The sequence below is a fragment of the Neisseria sp. GT4A_CT1 genome, from assembly GCF_000227275.1.
Classification (GTDB): Bacteria; Pseudomonadota; Gammaproteobacteria; order Burkholderiales; family Neisseriaceae; genus Neisseria.
Genome location: NZ_JH164970.1, coordinates 95,798 through 112,491, shown reverse-complemented (window position 1 = coordinate 112,491; position 16,694 = coordinate 95,798). Strand labels below are relative to the sequence as shown.

Sequence of the window (16,694 nt, the reverse complement as noted above, 5' to 3'; positions counted from 1 at the left end):
CCAAATGCTCAAGGGCGGCTCGCCCTTGGGTAAAACGCTGAAAGGCCGTTTGGGATTTGAATTGCGGATGATTATTGTCGGCGGACAACTGATTTTGCAGAAACTGGACGGCAGCAAATACGATATGTTTACACAACGTCCTGTTTTGGATAAAAAAGATTGGCTGATTATTCTGAAACGGGCATTCTTGAAGAAATAAAGCGACCGGAGCAAGAGGTCGTCTGAAAAGCAGCTTGAAGGCTTCAAGGCTGTTTTCAGACGACCTTTTTCATGACTGCCCGCTGCACTCCGAAGATTGATACCAATACCAACGTAAATCCTGCCAACGACTTCGCGTCCATTCCTTGTCCTAAAAACAGCCAGCCCAAGACAAATGCCGAGACAGGGCTGAGTAGTCCCAGCGACGAAACCGCAGCAGGTGAAAGTTTGGCAATCCCTCTGAAAAACAACACATAAGCCAACACGGCACCAAACAGACACAAATACAGATAGCCGCCGATATTGGCGGGGCTTAAAGATTTGAGCGGCGGTTCGGCAAGCAGGGCGACGGGCAGTAAAAACAAGCCGCCGATGAAAAGCTGCCAGCCGGTAAACGCTAACACGGGCAGCGAAGTGCGGCGGTGTTTCGACAAATACACGCCCAACGCCATCGCCGCCGCGCCCGCCAATGCCGCCCAAATCCCCGTCCCGTCATAGCGCGCCTGCGGCGACAAAACCAAAAGCGCAATCCCCAAAACCCCCGCCGCCGACCAAGCCCAAGCCGCTTTAGGCGGCATGGTTTTGCCGATTAACCAAGTGAACACCAGCACCATCAGCGTCTGCGTCGAACTCAATACCGCCGCCAGTCCGCCCGGTAAGCGATACGCCGCCACAAACAGCATGGCCTGAAAAAAGCCGATGTTCAAAAAACCGAGCAAGACAACCGTCTCCCATTCCTCGCGTTTGGGGATACGCCGCGTCCACGCCAACAGTAAAAGCCCAGCGGGTAAAACACGGATAAGCGCAGCGGTGAATGGTCGATCCGGCGGCAGAAATTCGGTGGTCACGAGATAGGTGCTGCCCCAAATCAACGGGGCGAGTGCGGTGGTCAGGATGGTGGCGGTACGGTTGGGCATTTTGATTCTCGTAGGAATGCAGCTTTTTCAGATTGACTATACAGTAGGTCGTCTGAAAAAAGGGAATGGGGTGTGATGGGGCAATATCAGCCTGCACTTTGGTTTTGAATGTGCAGACTGCTTTTTATATTTTAGGTAGCCCCTGTTGATGTTTGATCGATTTCAGATTGTCTTGCCAGACTAAATCAAACCTGCCTTTTCCAATCCCATCAGACTATCCATGCTGCCCGCAGGGGTGGCAAAAGCCACATTCAGGCGGTTCCAGACGTTGATGGTGTTGATGACGTGGGTCAATGCCACCAGTTCTTCTTCATCAAAATGGGCGCGTACCGCTGCGTAGTCCGCATCGCGGATACCCCGTTCGGAGATGCGGGTCAGGCTTTCCGCCCATTGCAGCGCGGCCCGTTCTTTTTCGGTAAACAGGGTTGATTCGTGCCAAACGGCCAAATGGTGCAGGCGCAGTTCTCGCTCGCCGTGCAGCTTGGCTTCTTTAACGTGCATATCAACACAAAAAACGCAGCCGTTGATTTGCGAAACACGTAGTTTCACCAAATCTTTCAGGGTACTATCCAGCGTGAGACTGGCTTCCAAAGCCAGTAGTGCCTTATAGGTGTTAAGGGCATATTGGGAATAGTGTAAGCGCATAAGTCCTCCAAATAAATGAATAAGCGGGTGGGGAATTTGGCCTATCGGAAACCTTCTCCATTCAAGTGCAGGCTGCCATCGGTCAAGACGCTTGATTTTACCAACTGGGGAATGTCTGTGTTGCTGATTTTCAGGCGTTTATTCAATCCAATCAACCACATCGTCTACTGCCTGCCGCGTTTTGGCTCGCTTAGGCTCGCCTGCGCGATAGCCGAACGCCGCCATGAAGCTGACGCGGTATTCGTCAAGATTGATGAAGCCTTTGCCAGACAGCAACTTTCCCACAGTTTCCTTTTGAAAGCCCTCAATCGGCGTGGAATCCACACCAATCAAAGTGGCAACGGTCATCATATTCGCCAACACGTATAGGTTTGCTTGACTGCCCAGTCGTTAAATGCGCGCGGATTATCGGCAATGGCAAAATCGGTTTCGGCAAACTGTTTGAAAAATTTTTGCATCATCCCAATAGTTTCAGACGGCATTCCATGCGCGCCGCCCCAGATTTTTTCTTGATAATCCGCCTGCATGGCAGCGTGCGCGCCAACAAAATCACAAAATGGCTGCAATCCATGATTTTTTCCGCCGCGCCCCATGCGATGTCGCGCAACTCTTCGCGCAGAGTACGGTTTTGCACCATCAAAAAATGCCAAGATTCCAGCCCGAACGAACTGGGCGACAGGCGTGCGGTTTCCAGAATATAGGCGAAATCATCGGCAGGGATTTTCTTCGCCGCATCATAACTTTTGCAGGCGTGGCGGAAACGGAAGGCGTTTAAAACGGCTTGTTTATCGGCAAACATGGTTTTCTCCAGCAAAATTATCTTGACTTCAAGCTAAATATAAATGTAAATGGAGATTAGCTTGAAGTCAAGATAAAATAATCGCCATTGAAAACCGAACGGAGCATTCTATGACCGAACACCTTGATGCTGCGGCCCGCGCCGTTGCCCAATGGAAGCAGGAGCTGCCTGAATTGGCCGCCGAAAATATGCTGTTAATCGGCCGTCTGAAACGCGCCGCTGCCGTCATCGCGCGCGAATTGGAAAAAGTTTACGAAGAATATGGTTTAACCGAAGGCTCGTTCGATGTGCTGGCCACTTTGCGCCGCAGCGGTGCGCCTTATACGCTGACCCCGACCGAGCTGTTTTCAGCGCTGATGGTAACGTCCGGCACCATGACCACGCGCCTGAAAAATCTGGAAAACCAAGGCTTAATCGACCGCCTGCCCAATCCGGACGACGCGCGAAGTATGCTGGTACGCCTGACCGACAAAGGCAAAGAATTGATTGAACAAGCCGTGTTCCCGCATGTGGAAAACGAAAAACGGTTGATGGAAAAATTAGATTTAAAAACCAAAACATCGCTTGAATACGGACTGGAGAAATGGCTGGAGATTTTGGAGGGAAGTAGGTGAAAGGTTGTCTGAAAACGCGACACGCCGTTTTCAGACGACCTCAGTTTATTGTGCAGACTTTTTCTTCTCCAGCCGCTTCAATTGCTTGGCGGCATATTTATTGCCAGCCTCGGCAGCACGGCGGTAGTAGCGGGCGGCTTTTTTCAGACGACCTGCATCTTCATAGAGGATACCGAGGTTGGATAATGCGATGATGCTACCCGCGCGGGCGGCGAGTTTGTACCATTTTTTTGCCTGGCGTGTGTTGGCGCACGCCGTTGCCTTTGTAGTAGAGGAAACCTATGTTGTTGCAGGCGGTTTCATCCGCTTGTAAGGCGGCGCGGGCGTACCATTTGTAGGCTTTGGCGTAGTTTCGGGTCAGACCGAGGCCTTCATCGTATAAGTAGCCGAGGGCGCGTTGGGCTTCGGCACAACCCGCTTTGGCTGCTTTGCGATAAAGCAGGCAGGCTGTCTTAATGTCTTTTTTGCCGCCGAGGCCGCGCTCGTGCAGCAAGCCGAGGCGGTAGGCTGCATAGGCCGTATCGGGGTTTATGCTACCGTGTTGCTTAAAGGCGCGTGCATACCATTTGCGGGCGCGACGGTAGTCGGGCTTTTCTGCAAATTCATACAGGCGGCCGAGAGATTCCTGTGCTTTGGCGTGGCCGAGTTTGGCGGCACGGCGGTAATATTTTTCGGCTTTGGCGAGGTTTGGTTTGACGCCTTCGCCGTACTGGCGGGCATTACCGAGACCGAACCAGCCGTCTGGGCAGCCTTTTTTGGCGAGTTGGCGGTAGGTGCGGTAAGCGGCACGGGCTTCGGCAGAATCGGATAAGCAGACATAACTGAGGCATTCGAGCAGGGCGGCGCGGTAGAGGGATTTAGGATTCATATTTCTGCCTTTCTGGTGGTTTCAGACGACCTCTGTGTGGAACCGTTTACACAATAAATTTGGCGTGCAATACGCTTTTAAAATGGCTTTTTCGGAGTTTTTCCCGACAGTAGTTGGGCGCACTGCGATTGATGCGTATGGGTGGTTGGTAAGGTTTTAATTTTTGTGTTTTTTGATTTTCAGACGACCCCAAAGGTCGTCTGAAAGCTTGTCGGAACAGGTTTGAACAGACGATAAACCAAGCGGCGGTCTGACAACATGAAACGATGGTTCGGGAGGGGCCAATTTATCTTATTTTCGTGTTTTTATAAACGGTTTAAATTGTGCGGTATGGATTTTTTGATGAGAGCGAAATGGTATCTGATTCGGTGGCGGATTGAGGTCGTCTGAAAACGTAAAAAAGCAGCCTGCACTTCAATTTCCAAAGTGCAGGCTGCTTTTTTCAATACTTCATCAACCCAATGCCTTTGCCAACGCCACCCCTACGCCTTTGGCGGATGCCGGGTTTTGACCGGTAATCAGACGGCCGTCCACCACCACGTTTTCCGCCCAGTTCGGCGCGGCATGGTGTTTTGCGCCGTGTTCAACGAGCGCGGTTTCCAGCAGGAAGGGGACGATTTTAGCTCCGCCCGTTGCTTCTTCTTCGGCGTTGGTGAAAGCGGCAACGTTTTTGCCGCTGACCAGATATTCGCCATTAGAAAGTTTCGCGTCCACCAGCGCGGCAGGGCCGTGGCAGACGGCGGCAACGATACCGCCGTTTTCGTACACTTCGCGGATAAGGCGTTGCGCGTCAAGGCTTTCGCGGAAGTCCCACATCGTACCGTAGCCGCCGGTAAACAGAATGGCGGAATAGTCCGCGCCGTTCAGACCGCCCAGCCCGGGCGCAGCTTGCAAATGTTGTTGCAGGTCAGTTTGCTGCCAGTAATGGGCGTTCACGGGGTCATCCATATTCAGGCTGTCGGCATCAACGGGGGCGACTCCGGCTCGGATGGCAGCGATTTCGCTTCGGTGCCCGGCGGCTTCGGTTTCGTGCATGGGGTGCGTGAGTTCGGACAACCAAAAACCGGTGGGCTGACCGCTTGTACCTTTAACGGCATTGCTGGTTACAACGTAGAGAATGGGTTTGTCGGACATATGTGTCTCCTGTCTGCAAGGTTGGTAAATAAAGGCTGGTTTTCAGAGGAACTTTTGGCTGTATTCAGCCGTCTGAAATTTAAAAACAATATTAGTTTGTCTATGAAAAGCGGCGCTTTTGCGAAACCGAAAGCAGCCTGCACTTTGATGCAACTGGGGTTGTCACTGCTTTATTCATGTTTTCAGGTAGCCTCAATCCGCCACCGAAGCCGCCACCCATTTCACCACCAGTGGCCGCACGCCGAGCAGGCTGGCGAATGCCACCGGCCAAGTAATCAAATATGATTTCAACAAGCGCTGCAGGTAGCCCGCGTCGATACCGGTATTCAGCGCCACCAGCACCGCGCTCACAATCAGCACCATCACCGTCGAAGCGTAAAAAGAAAACAGTACGCCCGCGTATTTTTTCGGCAATTTTTTCATCTCGCTCCCCTCAAAAAATCCATATCGTGCAGTTTAAACCGTTTATAAAAACACGAAAATAAGATAAATTGGCAAACACAGCTAAAAAATGCACAAAGGAAGCAATAATGGATTGGGACTGGAACGGCATCCGCCACTTCACCACCCTCGTGGAAAAACAAACCCTTACCGCCGCTGCCGAACACCTGGGCGTGCAGCACAGCACCGTTTCGCGGCAAATCGCCCAGCTGGAAAACGCACTCGGCCTGCGCCTGTTTGACCGCATCGGCAAACGCTACCTGCTCACCCCCGAAGGCGAACGACTTTACCGCCATGCCTGCGAAATCTGCAAAGATATGAGCATGTTGCAGCGTACTGCACGCGAACAGGCCGAGCTGCGGCACAGCGTCGTCATTTCCGCACCGCCATTCGTCGCCCGACTCCTGCTGATGCCCCACATTGCCGATTTCTACCGCAAACACAACGATATACGCCTCATCATTCAAAGCGATGCCGCACTCGCTGACCTGCACGGCCGCCAAGCCGACATCGCCCTGCGCCTCGTCCGCCCCACCCAAAACGACCTTGCCGTGCGCCGCATCGCCCATTTTGCCTACCGCATCTACGCCCATGAAGGCTACCTGAAAACCATCCGCCGCGAAGACTGGCGTTTTGTACAAATTGCCGTAAATACCCGTTTTTCCCGCTGGTTTGCCGAACAAATCGGCGAAGATGCCGACATTTCCTTCGCCAGCAACGACTTCGCCGCCGTCAAACAAGCCGTGTGCGAACAAATCGGCATCGGTATCCTGCCCGATTTCGCTGTTTTCCCTGCCGACAGGCTGCATCCCGTCTCACTCAATCCAGATGCCCCGCCGCCCGAATTCGCAGCGGAACTCTTTCTGGTAATGCACGAAGACGTACGCCGTAGCCCCAGCGTCAGGGCGGTGGCGGATTACTTCGTGGAGGCATTGGAACACATGTCGGCAATATGAAAAAGCAGCCTGAGCTTCAATTTCTAAAGTGCAGGCTGCTTTTTGTTTCCATTGCTTCATGACGGTATTGCAACACCTATTCACAAAAAAACACAGTTTGATTGTAACGTTTCAAACATTTCCCCTATAATCCGCCTGTTTTCAATTTTCACATGCAAAGAAAGGAGCAGCCATGACACGCAATACTTCAATCCGCTCAATCACATTCTTTGCAGCCCAAGCGTCGGTCTGATTTTCGGACAACGCGTTCCCGCATTTTCCCTATCGCCCGCTTCGGGCTGCTTTCCCATCAATCGGACAGAGGTCGTCTGAAAACGTCAGACGGCAGTCGGTATATTTTCAAACCGGACATCTTTTTTGTTTTGTCGGTTTGGACACGTTTTGCCATCTGTCCGTTTTAAAGAAAGCATACACATGGGCAATTATCAAAATCCCCATCATATTCACATCATCGCTGATTCAGAAACCTGGATTGAAGGCAACGCCGTCGCTCAACTTGAAACCACCGCCAAGCTGCCGCATATGCTGCGCGTAGCCGGCATGCCTGATTTGCACGCGGGGCGAGGTTATCCCGTCGGTGCAGCATTTTTCAGCGAACACCATTTTTACCCCGCGCTCATCGGCAACGACATCGGCTGCGGCATGGCGTTTTGGCAAACCGATTTGTCTGCCGCCAAGCTCAAACCCGCCAAACTCGCCAAGCAGCTTGGCAACATCGATACGCCTTTGAGCCAAGACGAACAAGAATCCTTGCTTGGAGAACCCGCATCCGATTTTTCGTGTTCAGACGACCTCGCTGTCGGCACTATCGGCGGCGGCAATCACTTTGCCGAATTGCAAACCGTTGAAACCGTTTACCGCGCCGATTTGCTTCCCGCTGCCTTTGATTCAAACCGTTTGCAATTGTTGGTACACAGCGGTTCGCGCGGACTGGGGCAGCAAATTTTGCGACGCCACATCGAAGCCTACGGCCATCGAGGTTTGGCGGAAGGCAGCGAGGCTGCGGCGGACTATCTTGCCGAACATCAGGCAGCCCTTGAGTTCGCCCGTTTAAACCGCCGTCTGATTGCCGCCAGAATGCTCGACCGCTGGCGCACGGAAGGCGAATGCCTGCTCGACGTGCATCACAATTTCCTCGAACAAGCCGAAATCGCGGGGCAAACCGGTTGGCTGCACCGAAAAGGCGCAACGCCCGCGGATAAAGGTCTGGTGATGATACCCGGCTCGCGCGGCGATTACAGCTATCTGGTTCTGCCGACCCAAGATTGCCAAATTTCGCTGAACACATTGGCACACGGCGCAGGACGGAAATGGCAGCGCGGCGAATGTAAAGGACGCCTGTCGCACAAATATTCCGCCGACAGCCTGCGTCAAACTGCCTTCGGCAGCGTGGTCGTTTGTCAGGATAAGGCTTTGATTTTTGAAGAGGCTCCGCAGGCTTATAAAAGTATAGACAGCGTCATTTCAGCCATGAAAAACACAGGTCTGATTGAATTGGTCGCCCGGTTCAAACCCGTTTTGACTTATAAAACCAGCGGCGGATGCGGAGAATAAATATGAAGCAAAATTTACAAACGGTTTATCTGCAAATTTCCACTGCGCAAGGGCCTGCCGAATGCCGCATCTTTGCCCGTTTCGTATTGGGCAGGATACTTGCCGAGGCGAAGGCGGAAGGTGTCGAGGTGGAAATCATCTCCGAAACCGCCGATAAACACGGCATTATGTCGGCGGTGCTTAAATTGGACGGCAAACATGCCGAAACTCTGGCACAGCGTTGGCAAGGTTCGCTCCAATGGATATGCGCCAGCCCCGTCCGCCCGAAGCATCCGCGCAAAAACTGGTATATCGGCGTTTTCCGTATGCCCGATATGCCTGAAATGCCGTCTGAAAGCGAGATTGAGTTTCAAACCTGCCGTTCGGGTGGCAAAGGCGGACAGCACGTCAATAAAACTGAAAGTGCCGTCCGTGCCACTCATAAAGCAAGCGGTATTTCCGTGCGCGTCGAAAGCGAACGTAGTCAGCATGCCAACAAAAAATTGGCTTTGACCCTGCTGGCGCAAAAGTTGGCGGAACATCATGCCGGACAGACCGACGATTACGCCCGCGCACAGCACAGCCGGCTTTATCAGGTGGAACGCGGCAATCCGAAACGGACGTTCGTCGGAACGGAGTTTAAGGAGAAGCCGGATGCTAAATCTTGAGCTGAGGCTGCCGCTTTGGCAACATCGTCATCCCCCGTGTTTTTAATATACGGGAAAAGGTCGTCTGAAAACCTGAATTTGGGTTTTCAGACGACCTTTTGTCTGGCTATCAACGTCCGGTCAATAAGAATCCGGAATGTGTTTGAAATACAGCATGACCAGATACCAAAACAGCGTCGCTGCGGCAGCACCGAGCAGTACCCATGCGCTGATTTTGGCGACATCGCGCAGGGCACGTTTTTGCTTGCGGCTGAAGAGGCGGTTGATGATCAGCGCGGCAAGTGCGAAAAAGAAAAAAATACGGAAAAGTCTGCCTATCATATCGGGAAGCGGGGGAGGTCGTCTGAAAAAGTATGGTTTGGGCGCGGCAGTATGGGGACGGATGTTTGAGCGCGTCAGGCTGCTTGTCCGACCGTGTCAAAAAGTCATGCCGTTTGCTATATAATAACGCTTTTCGCCGCATTTGTTGGAACAGGATATGAGTCAAAGTGCCTCGGTGGGCATTGTAACGCCCCAAAAAATTCCGTTTGAGATGCCGCTGGTTTTGGAAAACGGTAAAACTTTGCCGCGTTTCGATCTGATGATTGAAACCTACGGCGAGCTGAATGCCGAAAAAAACAATGCGGTTTTAATCTGCCATGCGCTGTCGGGCAATCATCATGTTGCGGGCAGGCATTCGGCGGAGGATAAATATGCGGGCTGGTGGGACAATATGGTCGGTCCCGGCAAGCCGATTGATACGGAACGTTTTTTCGTGGTCGGTTTGAACAACCTGGGCGGCTGCGACGGCAGCAGCGGGCCTTTGTCGATCAATCCTGAAACGGGCAGGGAATACGGCGCGGATTTTCCGGTGGTTACGGTGAAGGACTGGGTAAAATCCCAAGCCGCGCTTGCCGATTATCTCGGTATCGAACAATGGGCGGCGATTGTCGGCGGCAGCTTGGGCGGTATGCAGGCTTTGCAATGGACGATTTCCTATCCCGAGCGCGTGCGCCATGCCTTAGTGATTGCATCTGCGCCGAAACTGTCCACACAAAATATCGCGTTTAATGATGTAGCACGTCAGGCGATTTTGACCGACCCCGATTTCAACGAAGGACATTACCGCAGTCACAATACCGTTCCTGCACGAGGCTTACGGATTGCCCGCATGATGGGGCACATCACTTATCTTGCCGAAGACGGTTTGGGCAAAAAATTCGGACGCGATTTGCGTTCAAACGGCTATCAATACGGTTACGGTGTTGAATTTGAAGTGGAATCCTATCTGCGCTATCAGGGCGACAAATTCGTCGGGCGGTTTGATGCCAACACTTACCTGCTCATGACCAAGGCACTGGACTATTTCGATCCGGCGGCGGATTTCGGCGACAGCCTGACCCGTGCCCTGCAAAATGTGAAAGCGAAATTCTTTGTTGCCAGCTTCAGTACCGACTGGCGTTTTTCGCCCGCGCGTTCCAAAGAGCTGGTCAAAGCGCTGATTGCCGCGCACAAGCCGGTGCAGTATATCGAAGTCAAATCCAACCACGGCCATGACGCCTTTTTGATGGAAGACGAGGCCTACATGCGCGCCGTAGCGGTTTATATGAACAATGTTGACAAGGATTGCCGATCATGAATTTGCGCGACGATTTGCAGTTGATTTACGACTGGATTCCCGAAGGCAGCCGCGTCTTGGACTTGGGCTGCGGCGACGGCGAATTGCTGGCGGCTTTGGTGGAACACAAAAAATGCAGCGGCTACGGCATCGAAATCGACACCGACAGCGTCATCGCCGCCATGTCACGCGGCGTGAACGTCATTCAAGCCGATTTGGAGCAGGGGTTGGCGGAATTTGGCGACCAGACGTTTGACGTTATCGTTTTGAGCCAAACCATCCAAGCCATGCAGAATACCGAAAAAATCCTGCGCTGCCTCATGCGCGTGGCGAAACAGGCGATTGTCAGCTTCCCGAATTTCGGCTACTGGCGCAACCGCTTCCAAATCGCCATCGGCGGGCATATGCCGGTTTCCGAGCGCATGCCCTACCATTGGTACGACACGCCGAATATCCATTGGTGTACGCTCAAAGACTTTGATTTATTATGCGCCAAAAACAAAATCCGCGTCCTCGAGCGCGCGGTCATGACGGGTAACAAACAGGTCAAACATTTCCCCAACCTGTTGGGCAGCTTGGCGTTTTACCGCGTCGGGTAAGATGGGTTGAGCACCTTGTTGGCAATAACAAGGTTCTTGAGTTCTATGAATAACAGGTCGTCTGAAAAATGAAATGGCAGATTTTCAGACGACCTCTTTATGTTGAAAACAAAATAATGAAAAACGAAACGTCATCACTTCTCTTATGGCTTACCGCAATCATGCTGACCGCGTGTTCTCCAAGCAAAGAAGATAAAACAAAAAAAGTCGGCGCATCCGCTGTTCCATCCTCCACGTCATCTGCTTCTTCCCAATCCGATTTGAATCCAATCGCGTCCAACTCTAATAGCGTCAAGCAAGTAGAAAGCGCACCTTCTTCAAATTGCACCAACCTGCATCAGATTGACGGCATTGATGATTTTGTCCGTCAGGTTGCCGAGAATATCGATTCCAGTTGTTTGTTTGAACGCAGCCCTAAAGAATTGGCGGCGATTTGGGGCATTCCCGGCGGAGATGATCCGCTGGAGCAGGCACTGTTCCCTGATATTGATCCGAATGATCCTAAAAACGTTGATAAAGTGATAGAGGCTATTGATCAGATGGGAAAAGGGGAGCGGAGCTATAATCAGCAGGCGGTTGAACCGGTGGTACAAGAAATGAAAGCACTCAGGCGTCGGGATACTTTGGTTTTATCAACAGGCAAACAGACAAGCCAAGGTTCGGATCAGCCGCTGAGGATAACGCACAATTTTGTTATAGAAGGAACGCCGGAATATCTCAAGAAACATGGCGGCGGGTTTGGCGGCAGTTTTCAAAACATCAGCCAGTTGCCCGAATATTTAAAAGCGCGCGGAAAGATTTTTGAGGCGCAAAGGGTATTCCGCCTCTTCAACCGCGACCGCAGCCCTGATAAACCTTATCTGGAAATCGTGTTTGACGAAAGCGGGAAAATTGTTTCGATTACCGTATATGAAAATGTTTCCAATCCGGCAAGCGGGATTCATTTGATGTAATGGGTTTGGAGCACAAACGGAGAGGGTAGGAATCTAAATGCATCGGGCGTTCGTTGAACATTTGATGCGATAGCAGTTTGATTGGAAGTCTTCAATTCAATATCGAAAAGGTCGTCTGAAACCTGAATCGGGTTTCAGACGACCTTTTGTTGATGTGTTCGAGCTTAACCAAATGCTTAACGGCTGTCTTTCCATTGGTAATATTTCGAGCCGAGGAAGGAGCCGAGTTTGCGCAGGAAAGGTTGGGTAATGATGCTAGGGTGTTTGAGTTTTTCAAACGGTTTCAGACGACCATCGTCACCTATGATGGCTTCGGCAATGGCAAGGCCTGCTATGCCGGTAATTGCCATGCCGTGTCCCGAGTAGCCTTGGGCATAGTAAACATTGGGCGCGAGTCTTCCGAAGTGGGGGGCGAGGTTGGCGGTGATGTCGCATTCGCCGCCCCATGAATGTTCGATTTTGACATCAGCAAGCTGGGGGAAGACTTTGAGCATGTCTTGGCGGACAAGCTCGGTCATGCGGTCGGGATCGTCGATGAATTCGTTGTCTTTGCCGCCGAAGAGCAGGCGGCCGTCGGCGCTGAGGCGGTAGTAGTCGAGGACGTGGCGGTTGTCGCAGACAGCCATGTTGTTGCGGATGAGTTCTTTGGCGCGTTCGCCCAGCGGTTCGGTGGCGATGATGAAGGTGCTGACGGCGATGGCTTTTTTTTCCAATGGCTTGAATTTTTGATGCAAACCGGCGTAGGTGTTGACGGCATACACGAGGTTTTGGCATTCGATGCTGCCGTCCGGGGTATGGACGAGCCAGCCGCCTTGATAGGGTTCGATACGGGTCATCGGGGACTGTTCGAAAATCTGCGCGCCTGCTTCGGCAGCGGCGCGGGCGATGCCCAGGGTATAGTTGAGCGGATGGAGATGGCCGGAATGAGGATCGAACTGTGCGCCCAAGTACATATCGCTGGTAAGTTGTTGCTTGAGCGTGGCTTTATCCCAGAGTTGGTAATGGGTAGCGCCGTAATGTTGTCGGGCGTGTTCATGCCATTGTTGCAATTCTTCCCAATGCTGCGGGCGGATGGCGACGGTGGCGTAGCCGCGCTGCCAGTCGCAAGCGATTTGGTGTTTTTTAACCCGTTCGTCAACGAGTTCGACGGCTTGCAGGGATTGCTGCCAAAACCAGCGGGCTTGTTCCAAGCCGACTTGTTTTTCGATTTCTTCCATACCGCAGGCATAATCGCTGATAACTTGCCCGCCGCTGCGCCCTGATGCGCCGAAGCCGATACGGGCGGCTTCGAGTACGGTAACTTCGCGTCCGTTTTCGGCAAGGGGAAGGGCGGTGCAAAGTCCTGTCAATCCTCCGCCGATGACGCAGGTCTCGGTTTTCAGACGACCTTCAAGCTTGGGATAAGCGGCGTGGGGATTGATGGTGCTGAAATAATAGGAGGGAAGGTATTCTTTGAAATTGGGATGAATCATAGGGTAATGCTTTGTGTGGTTTCAGACGACCTTTGGAGGGTATAGTGGATTAACTTTAAACCAGTACGGCGTTGCCTCGCCTTGCCGTACTATCTGTACTGTCTGCGGCTTCGTCGCCTTATCCTGATTTAAATTTAATCCACTATAGTTGAGGGTCGTCTGAAAAGTTGTCAAACGGGTTGTGTGAAGAAAACAGGCTGACCTTGCATTGATGCGGTCAGCCTGTTTGATTGGGTCAATTTGTTTTTTCTGCGGCGAGCTTTTCCTGACGGTAGGCTTCGGCGGCTTCCCGATCGCGTTTGGTTGCTTGGCGCATCATCCAATAATTGATGACGATGACCAGCGTACCGATGATGCCGATCAGGATGGTTGCCAACACATTCATCTGCGGGTCGAGACCCAGCTTGATTTTGGAGAAAATCACCTGTGGCAATGTGGAAGAACCGGGGCCGGACAGGAAGGAGGTAATCACCAAATCGTCCAGCGACAGGGTAATGCCGAGCAGGAAGCCTGAAGCGATGGCAGGCGCAATCAAGGGCAGGGTGATGACGAAAAAGATTTTCAGCGGACGCGCACCCAAGTCCATTGCGGCCTCTTCGAGCGATTGGTCAAGCTCCACCAGACGCGAACGGATGACGACGGTGATGTATGCCATACAAAGCGTCGTATGCCCGAGAAAAATGGTGAAGAAACCGCGGTCGAAGTACAGGTTTTGCAGCAATTCGCTACCTTGCAGGAACATCTGCACCTGAATAATCAGGAGCAGCATGGACAGACCGGTAATCACGTCAGGCATAACCATAGGCGCGGAAATCATACCGGCAAACAAGGTGCTGCCGCGGAAGCGTTTGATGCGAGCCATCGCGTAGCCTGCCAGCGTACCCAAAACGACGGCTGCAAGCGAGGATGCGGCGGCAATGCGCAGCGACAGCCAAGCGGCTTCCAAGATGGTGTCGTTTTCCAGCAATGCGCTGTACCACTTGGTCGAAAAGCCGCCCCAAACGGTAACCAGCTTGGATTCGTTGAACGAATAGATGACCAAAACGACCAGCGGAATATACAGAAACGCCAGCGACAGCATCAGCATCAGTTTCAGGAACCAGGATAATCGGGATTTCTGCATTATTTGGATCCTTCCTCTAATTCGCGGTTTTCATAATGCTGGAACAGTGCAATCGGTACGACCAGCAGTGCGACCATGACGACGGCGACAGCGGAAGCCAACGGCCAGTTGTTTTGATCGAAGAACGCCTGCCACAAGACTTTACCGATCATCAGGTTTTCCGAACCGCCGACCAGCTCGGGAATCACAAATTCACCGACTGCGGGTACGAAAACCAGCATGGAGCCTGCGATGATGCCGGTTTTAGACAGGGGCAGGGTAATGGTGAAGAACGATTTAATCGGCCCTGCGCCCAAATCAGAAGCAGCTTCGAGCAGGCGGTTGTCGAGTTTCACCAGTTGAGTGTAAAGCGGCAGGATCATAAACGGCAGATAGGCATAAACCATGACCAAGTTCAGTGAGAACGCGTTGTAAAACAGGTCTAAAGGCTCTTCGATAATCTGCATTTTAAGCAGGAAATTGTTGATGATGCCGTTGTGTCCCAGCAGGCCCATCCATGCGTAGACGCGCAATAGGAAGGAAGTCCAGAAAGGCAGCATGATGGCAAGCAGCAGGCCGTTGCGCATGGCGGGATTGGCGCGTGAAATCGCATAGGCAGTCGGATAACCAATCAGCAGACAAATGATGGTCGTCGTCAGCGCAGTCTTAATCGAAGACCAGTAGGTCATCAGATAGATATTGCTGTTTTCGCTGTCGCCGAACGGATTCAGGGTATTCCAAAAATTTTGGAAGATATCGGCATAGTTTTGATAACTGATGGCGATGTTCAGACGACCTAAATCTTCATCGACGCTGGTCAGCGGCGTAAACGGCGGAATGGCGATTTCTTGTTCGGCAAAGCTAATTTTCAGCACAATGGCGAACGGAATCAGAAACAGTACCAAAAGCCAAATATACGGCACGGCAATGACCGCGCGCTGACCCGGGCGGCGGAACAGTTTGTTTTTCAGTTTTTTAAGGTTCATCTCATTCCCCTTAAATCAACGGAACAACGGAGTCGGTTGGTTTTCCGGCCAGCTGATATAGACGGTTTCGTCCCAAGTCGGCGGCGTGATGTTGCGGACATACCAATAAGGTGCAGGAACTTGGCTTTTGACGACGCGGCCGTTGGCGAGTTTGATGTGGTAGATGGCGAAACTGCCCAAGTAGGCGATTTCTTCCACTGTGCCTTTTGCCCAGTTGAAGCTGCCCAAGTGGTCAGGTTTTTCTTTGTACAAATCAATGTCTTCGGGACGGATGCTGACCCAAATGTCTTGTTCGCTCGGGCCGCCTAGACCGTGGTCGATGCGGACGTGGTTTTCCAATCCTTCGCATTCGATAACGGCATAATCGGCATGGTCGTCAATCACAACGCCGCCGAAAATATTGGTCTCGCCGATGAATTCGGCGGTAAAGCGGCTGTTGGGGTAGTCGTACACGTCGCTGGGCGTACCGACCTGTTGCAACTGACCGTCAGACATAATGGCGATGCGGGTCGCCATCGTCATCGCCTCTTCTTGGTCGTGCGTGACCATGATGCAGGTTACGCCGACTTGTTCGAGCGTATTGACCAATTCGAGCTGGGTTTGTTGGCGCAGTTTTTTGTCCAACGCGCCGAGAGGTTCGTCAAGTAGCAGGATTTTCGGACGTTTTGCCAAGCTGCGTGCCAAAGCGATACGTTGTTGCTGGCCACCGGATAATTGATGCGGTTTGCGCTTAGCGTATTTGGTCATCTGCACCAGACGCAGCATTTCTTCCACGCGCGCAGCAATTTCATCTTTGGGCATTTTGTCTTGTTTCAGACCGAAGGCAATGTTCTGCTCCACAGTCATGTGCGGGAACAGGGCATAGCTTTGAAACATCATATTGATGGGGCGCTCGTAGGGGGCAAGTTTGGTAATGTCTTGACCGTCCAGAATGATTTTGCCCTGATTGGGGCTTTCCATGCCCGCCAGCATACGCAGCAGCGTGGATTTGCCGCTGCCGGAGCTGCCCAAAAGGGCAAAGATTTCATGTTGATAAATATCCAAGTCGATGTTATCGACAGCGTAATTGTCACCAAACTTTTTCACCAAGCCTTGAATTTTGAGATAAGGTTTGGCTGAAGACGCAGTGGTTGCGGTCATAATGGCAATACTCCAATAAAAATGACGAGTACCGGCAAAACGGATTTTCGAAAGGGTGATAAAAAGCTGTTT

19 protein-coding genes and 2 pseudogenes are annotated in these 16,694 nt (G+C 52.1%); 8 read left to right on the top strand and 13 right to left on the bottom strand.

Annotated features, from left to right (window positions below):
• Nucleotides 1-199, top strand: a pseudogene (locus HMPREF1028_RS11770) (squalene synthase HpnC); the annotation flags it as partial.
• 55 nt (nt 200-254) lie between these two features.
• Here the strand turns inward: HMPREF1028_RS11770 and HMPREF1028_RS11765 are convergent.
• The 4 genes from HMPREF1028_RS11765 to HMPREF1028_RS15630 all read right to left on the bottom strand — a co-directional run bounded on the left by HMPREF1028_RS11765 (nt 255) and on the right by HMPREF1028_RS15630 (nt 2,559).
• Nucleotides 255-1,115 carry an EamA family transporter gene (locus HMPREF1028_RS11765; RefSeq protein WP_009312974.1) on the bottom strand — a complete coding sequence of 287 codons (861 nt, stop codon included), beginning with the start codon at nt 1,113-1,115 and terminating at the stop codon, nt 255-257.
• A gap of 180 nt (nt 1,116-1,295) precedes the next feature.
• Complete coding sequence (locus HMPREF1028_RS11760; protein WP_009312973.1) at nt 1,296-1,760, bottom strand: carboxymuconolactone decarboxylase family protein; 465 nt, start codon at nt 1,758-1,760, stop codon at nt 1,296-1,298.
• Between the two features lie 138 nt (nt 1,761-1,898).
• On the bottom strand, nt 1,899-2,123 hold the full coding sequence (locus HMPREF1028_RS15635) for a hypothetical protein (RefSeq protein ID WP_232203847.1): 225 nt from the start codon (nt 2,121-2,123) through the stop codon (nt 1,899-1,901).
• Nucleotides 2,124-2,217: 94 nt separating this feature from the next.
• A complete protein-coding gene (locus HMPREF1028_RS15630; protein ID WP_009312971.1) occupies nt 2,218-2,559 on the bottom strand; it encodes a nitroreductase family protein in 342 nt (113 codons plus the stop codon).
• A 110-nt stretch (nt 2,560-2,669) separates the two neighbouring features.
• On the opposite strand from HMPREF1028_RS15630, the gene HMPREF1028_RS11750 reads away from it, so the two are divergent.
• On the top strand, nt 2,670-3,173 hold the full coding sequence (locus tag HMPREF1028_RS11750) for a MarR family transcriptional regulator (protein WP_009312970.1): 504 nt from the start codon (nt 2,670-2,672) through the stop codon (nt 3,171-3,173).
• A 196-nt stretch (nt 3,174-3,369) separates the two neighbouring features.
• Here the strand turns inward: HMPREF1028_RS11750 and HMPREF1028_RS11745 are convergent, their stop codons facing one another.
• The 3 genes from HMPREF1028_RS11745 to HMPREF1028_RS11735 all read right to left on the bottom strand — a co-directional run bounded on the left by HMPREF1028_RS11745 (nt 3,370) and on the right by HMPREF1028_RS11735 (nt 5,598).
• Nucleotides 3,370-4,041, bottom strand: coding sequence for a tetratricopeptide repeat protein (locus tag HMPREF1028_RS11745; RefSeq protein WP_009312969.1), 672 nt, complete (start codon nt 4,039-4,041; stop codon nt 3,370-3,372).
• A 453-nt stretch (nt 4,042-4,494) separates the two neighbouring features.
• A complete protein-coding gene (locus tag HMPREF1028_RS11740) occupies nt 4,495-5,175 on the bottom strand; it encodes a type 1 glutamine amidotransferase domain-containing protein (RefSeq protein ID WP_009312968.1) in 681 nt (226 codons plus the stop codon).
• Nucleotides 5,176-5,367: 192 nt separating this feature from the next.
• On the bottom strand, nt 5,368-5,598 hold the full coding sequence (locus tag HMPREF1028_RS11735) for a DUF2798 domain-containing protein (protein ID WP_009312967.1): 231 nt from the start codon (nt 5,596-5,598) through the stop codon (nt 5,368-5,370).
• A 107-nt stretch (nt 5,599-5,705) separates the two neighbouring features.
• Between HMPREF1028_RS11735 and HMPREF1028_RS11730 the strand changes: the two genes are divergently transcribed.
• The 3 genes from HMPREF1028_RS11730 to prfH all read left to right on the top strand — a co-directional run bounded on the left by HMPREF1028_RS11730 (nt 5,706) and on the right by prfH (nt 8,773).
• On the top strand, nt 5,706-6,572 hold the full coding sequence (locus HMPREF1028_RS11730) for a LysR family transcriptional regulator (protein WP_009312966.1): 867 nt from the start codon (nt 5,706-5,708) through the stop codon (nt 6,570-6,572).
• Between the two features lie 414 nt (nt 6,573-6,986).
• On the top strand, nt 6,987-8,126 hold the full coding sequence (locus tag HMPREF1028_RS11725; RefSeq protein WP_009312965.1) for an RNA ligase RtcB family protein: 1,140 nt from the start codon (nt 6,987-6,989) through the stop codon (nt 8,124-8,126).
• Nucleotides 8,127-8,128: 2 nt separating this feature from the next.
• Nucleotides 8,129-8,773 (top strand): peptide chain release factor H, encoded by a 645-nt coding sequence (prfH, locus tag HMPREF1028_RS11720; RefSeq protein WP_009312964.1) that lies wholly within the window; start codon nt 8,129-8,131, stop codon nt 8,771-8,773.
• Between the two features lie 120 nt (nt 8,774-8,893).
• On the opposite strand, the gene HMPREF1028_RS15215 is transcribed toward prfH, so the two are convergent.
• On the bottom strand, nt 8,894-9,094 hold the full coding sequence (locus HMPREF1028_RS15215; RefSeq protein WP_003675061.1) for a hypothetical protein: 201 nt from the start codon (nt 9,092-9,094) through the stop codon (nt 8,894-8,896).
• 157 nt (nt 9,095-9,251) lie between these two features.
• Here HMPREF1028_RS15215 and HMPREF1028_RS11710 point away from each other — a divergent pair, with 157 nt between their 5' ends.
• The 3 genes from HMPREF1028_RS11710 (at nt 9,252) to HMPREF1028_RS11700 (ending at nt 11,922) form a co-directional block, all read left to right on the top strand.
• Complete coding sequence (locus HMPREF1028_RS11710) at nt 9,252-10,391, top strand: homoserine O-acetyltransferase (protein WP_009312963.1); 1,140 nt, start codon at nt 9,252-9,254, stop codon at nt 10,389-10,391.
• Nucleotides 10,388-10,969, top strand: coding sequence for a methionine biosynthesis protein MetW (metW, locus tag HMPREF1028_RS11705; protein WP_003743445.1), 582 nt, complete (start codon nt 10,388-10,390; stop codon nt 10,967-10,969). The genes HMPREF1028_RS11710 and metW overlap by 4 nt, the downstream gene beginning before the upstream one ends.
• Before the next feature lie 68 nt (nt 10,970-11,037).
• Nucleotides 11,038-11,922, top strand: coding sequence for an NMB0938 family lipoprotein (locus tag HMPREF1028_RS11700; RefSeq protein ID WP_009312962.1), 885 nt, complete (start codon nt 11,038-11,040; stop codon nt 11,920-11,922).
• Between the two features lie 176 nt (nt 11,923-12,098).
• Here the strand turns inward: HMPREF1028_RS11700 and HMPREF1028_RS11695 are convergent, their stop codons facing one another.
• The 5 genes and pseudogenes from HMPREF1028_RS11695 to potA form a co-directional block, all read right to left on the bottom strand.
• Nucleotides 12,099-13,343, bottom strand: coding sequence for an FAD-binding oxidoreductase (locus HMPREF1028_RS11695; protein ID WP_232203848.1), 1,245 nt, complete (start codon nt 13,341-13,343; stop codon nt 12,099-12,101).
• 6 nt (nt 13,344-13,349) lie between these two features.
• Nucleotides 13,350-13,541, bottom strand: a pseudogene (locus tag HMPREF1028_RS15625) (hypothetical protein); the annotation flags it as partial.
• Between the two features lie 88 nt (nt 13,542-13,629).
• Nucleotides 13,630-14,517 carry an ABC transporter permease subunit gene (locus HMPREF1028_RS11690; protein WP_003765987.1) on the bottom strand — a complete coding sequence of 296 codons (888 nt, stop codon included), beginning with the start codon at nt 14,515-14,517 and terminating at the stop codon, nt 13,630-13,632.
• Complete coding sequence (locus HMPREF1028_RS11685; RefSeq protein ID WP_003766008.1) at nt 14,517-15,482, bottom strand: ABC transporter permease subunit; 966 nt, start codon at nt 15,480-15,482, stop codon at nt 14,517-14,519. Before HMPREF1028_RS11685 ends, HMPREF1028_RS11690 begins: the two co-directional genes overlap by 1 nt.
• A 15-nt stretch (nt 15,483-15,497) precedes the next feature.
• On the bottom strand, nt 15,498-16,622 hold the full coding sequence (gene potA, locus HMPREF1028_RS11680) for a polyamine ABC transporter ATP-binding protein (protein WP_009312960.1): 1,125 nt from the start codon (nt 16,620-16,622) through the stop codon (nt 15,498-15,500).
• Nucleotides 16,623-16,694: the final 72 nt, after the last annotated feature.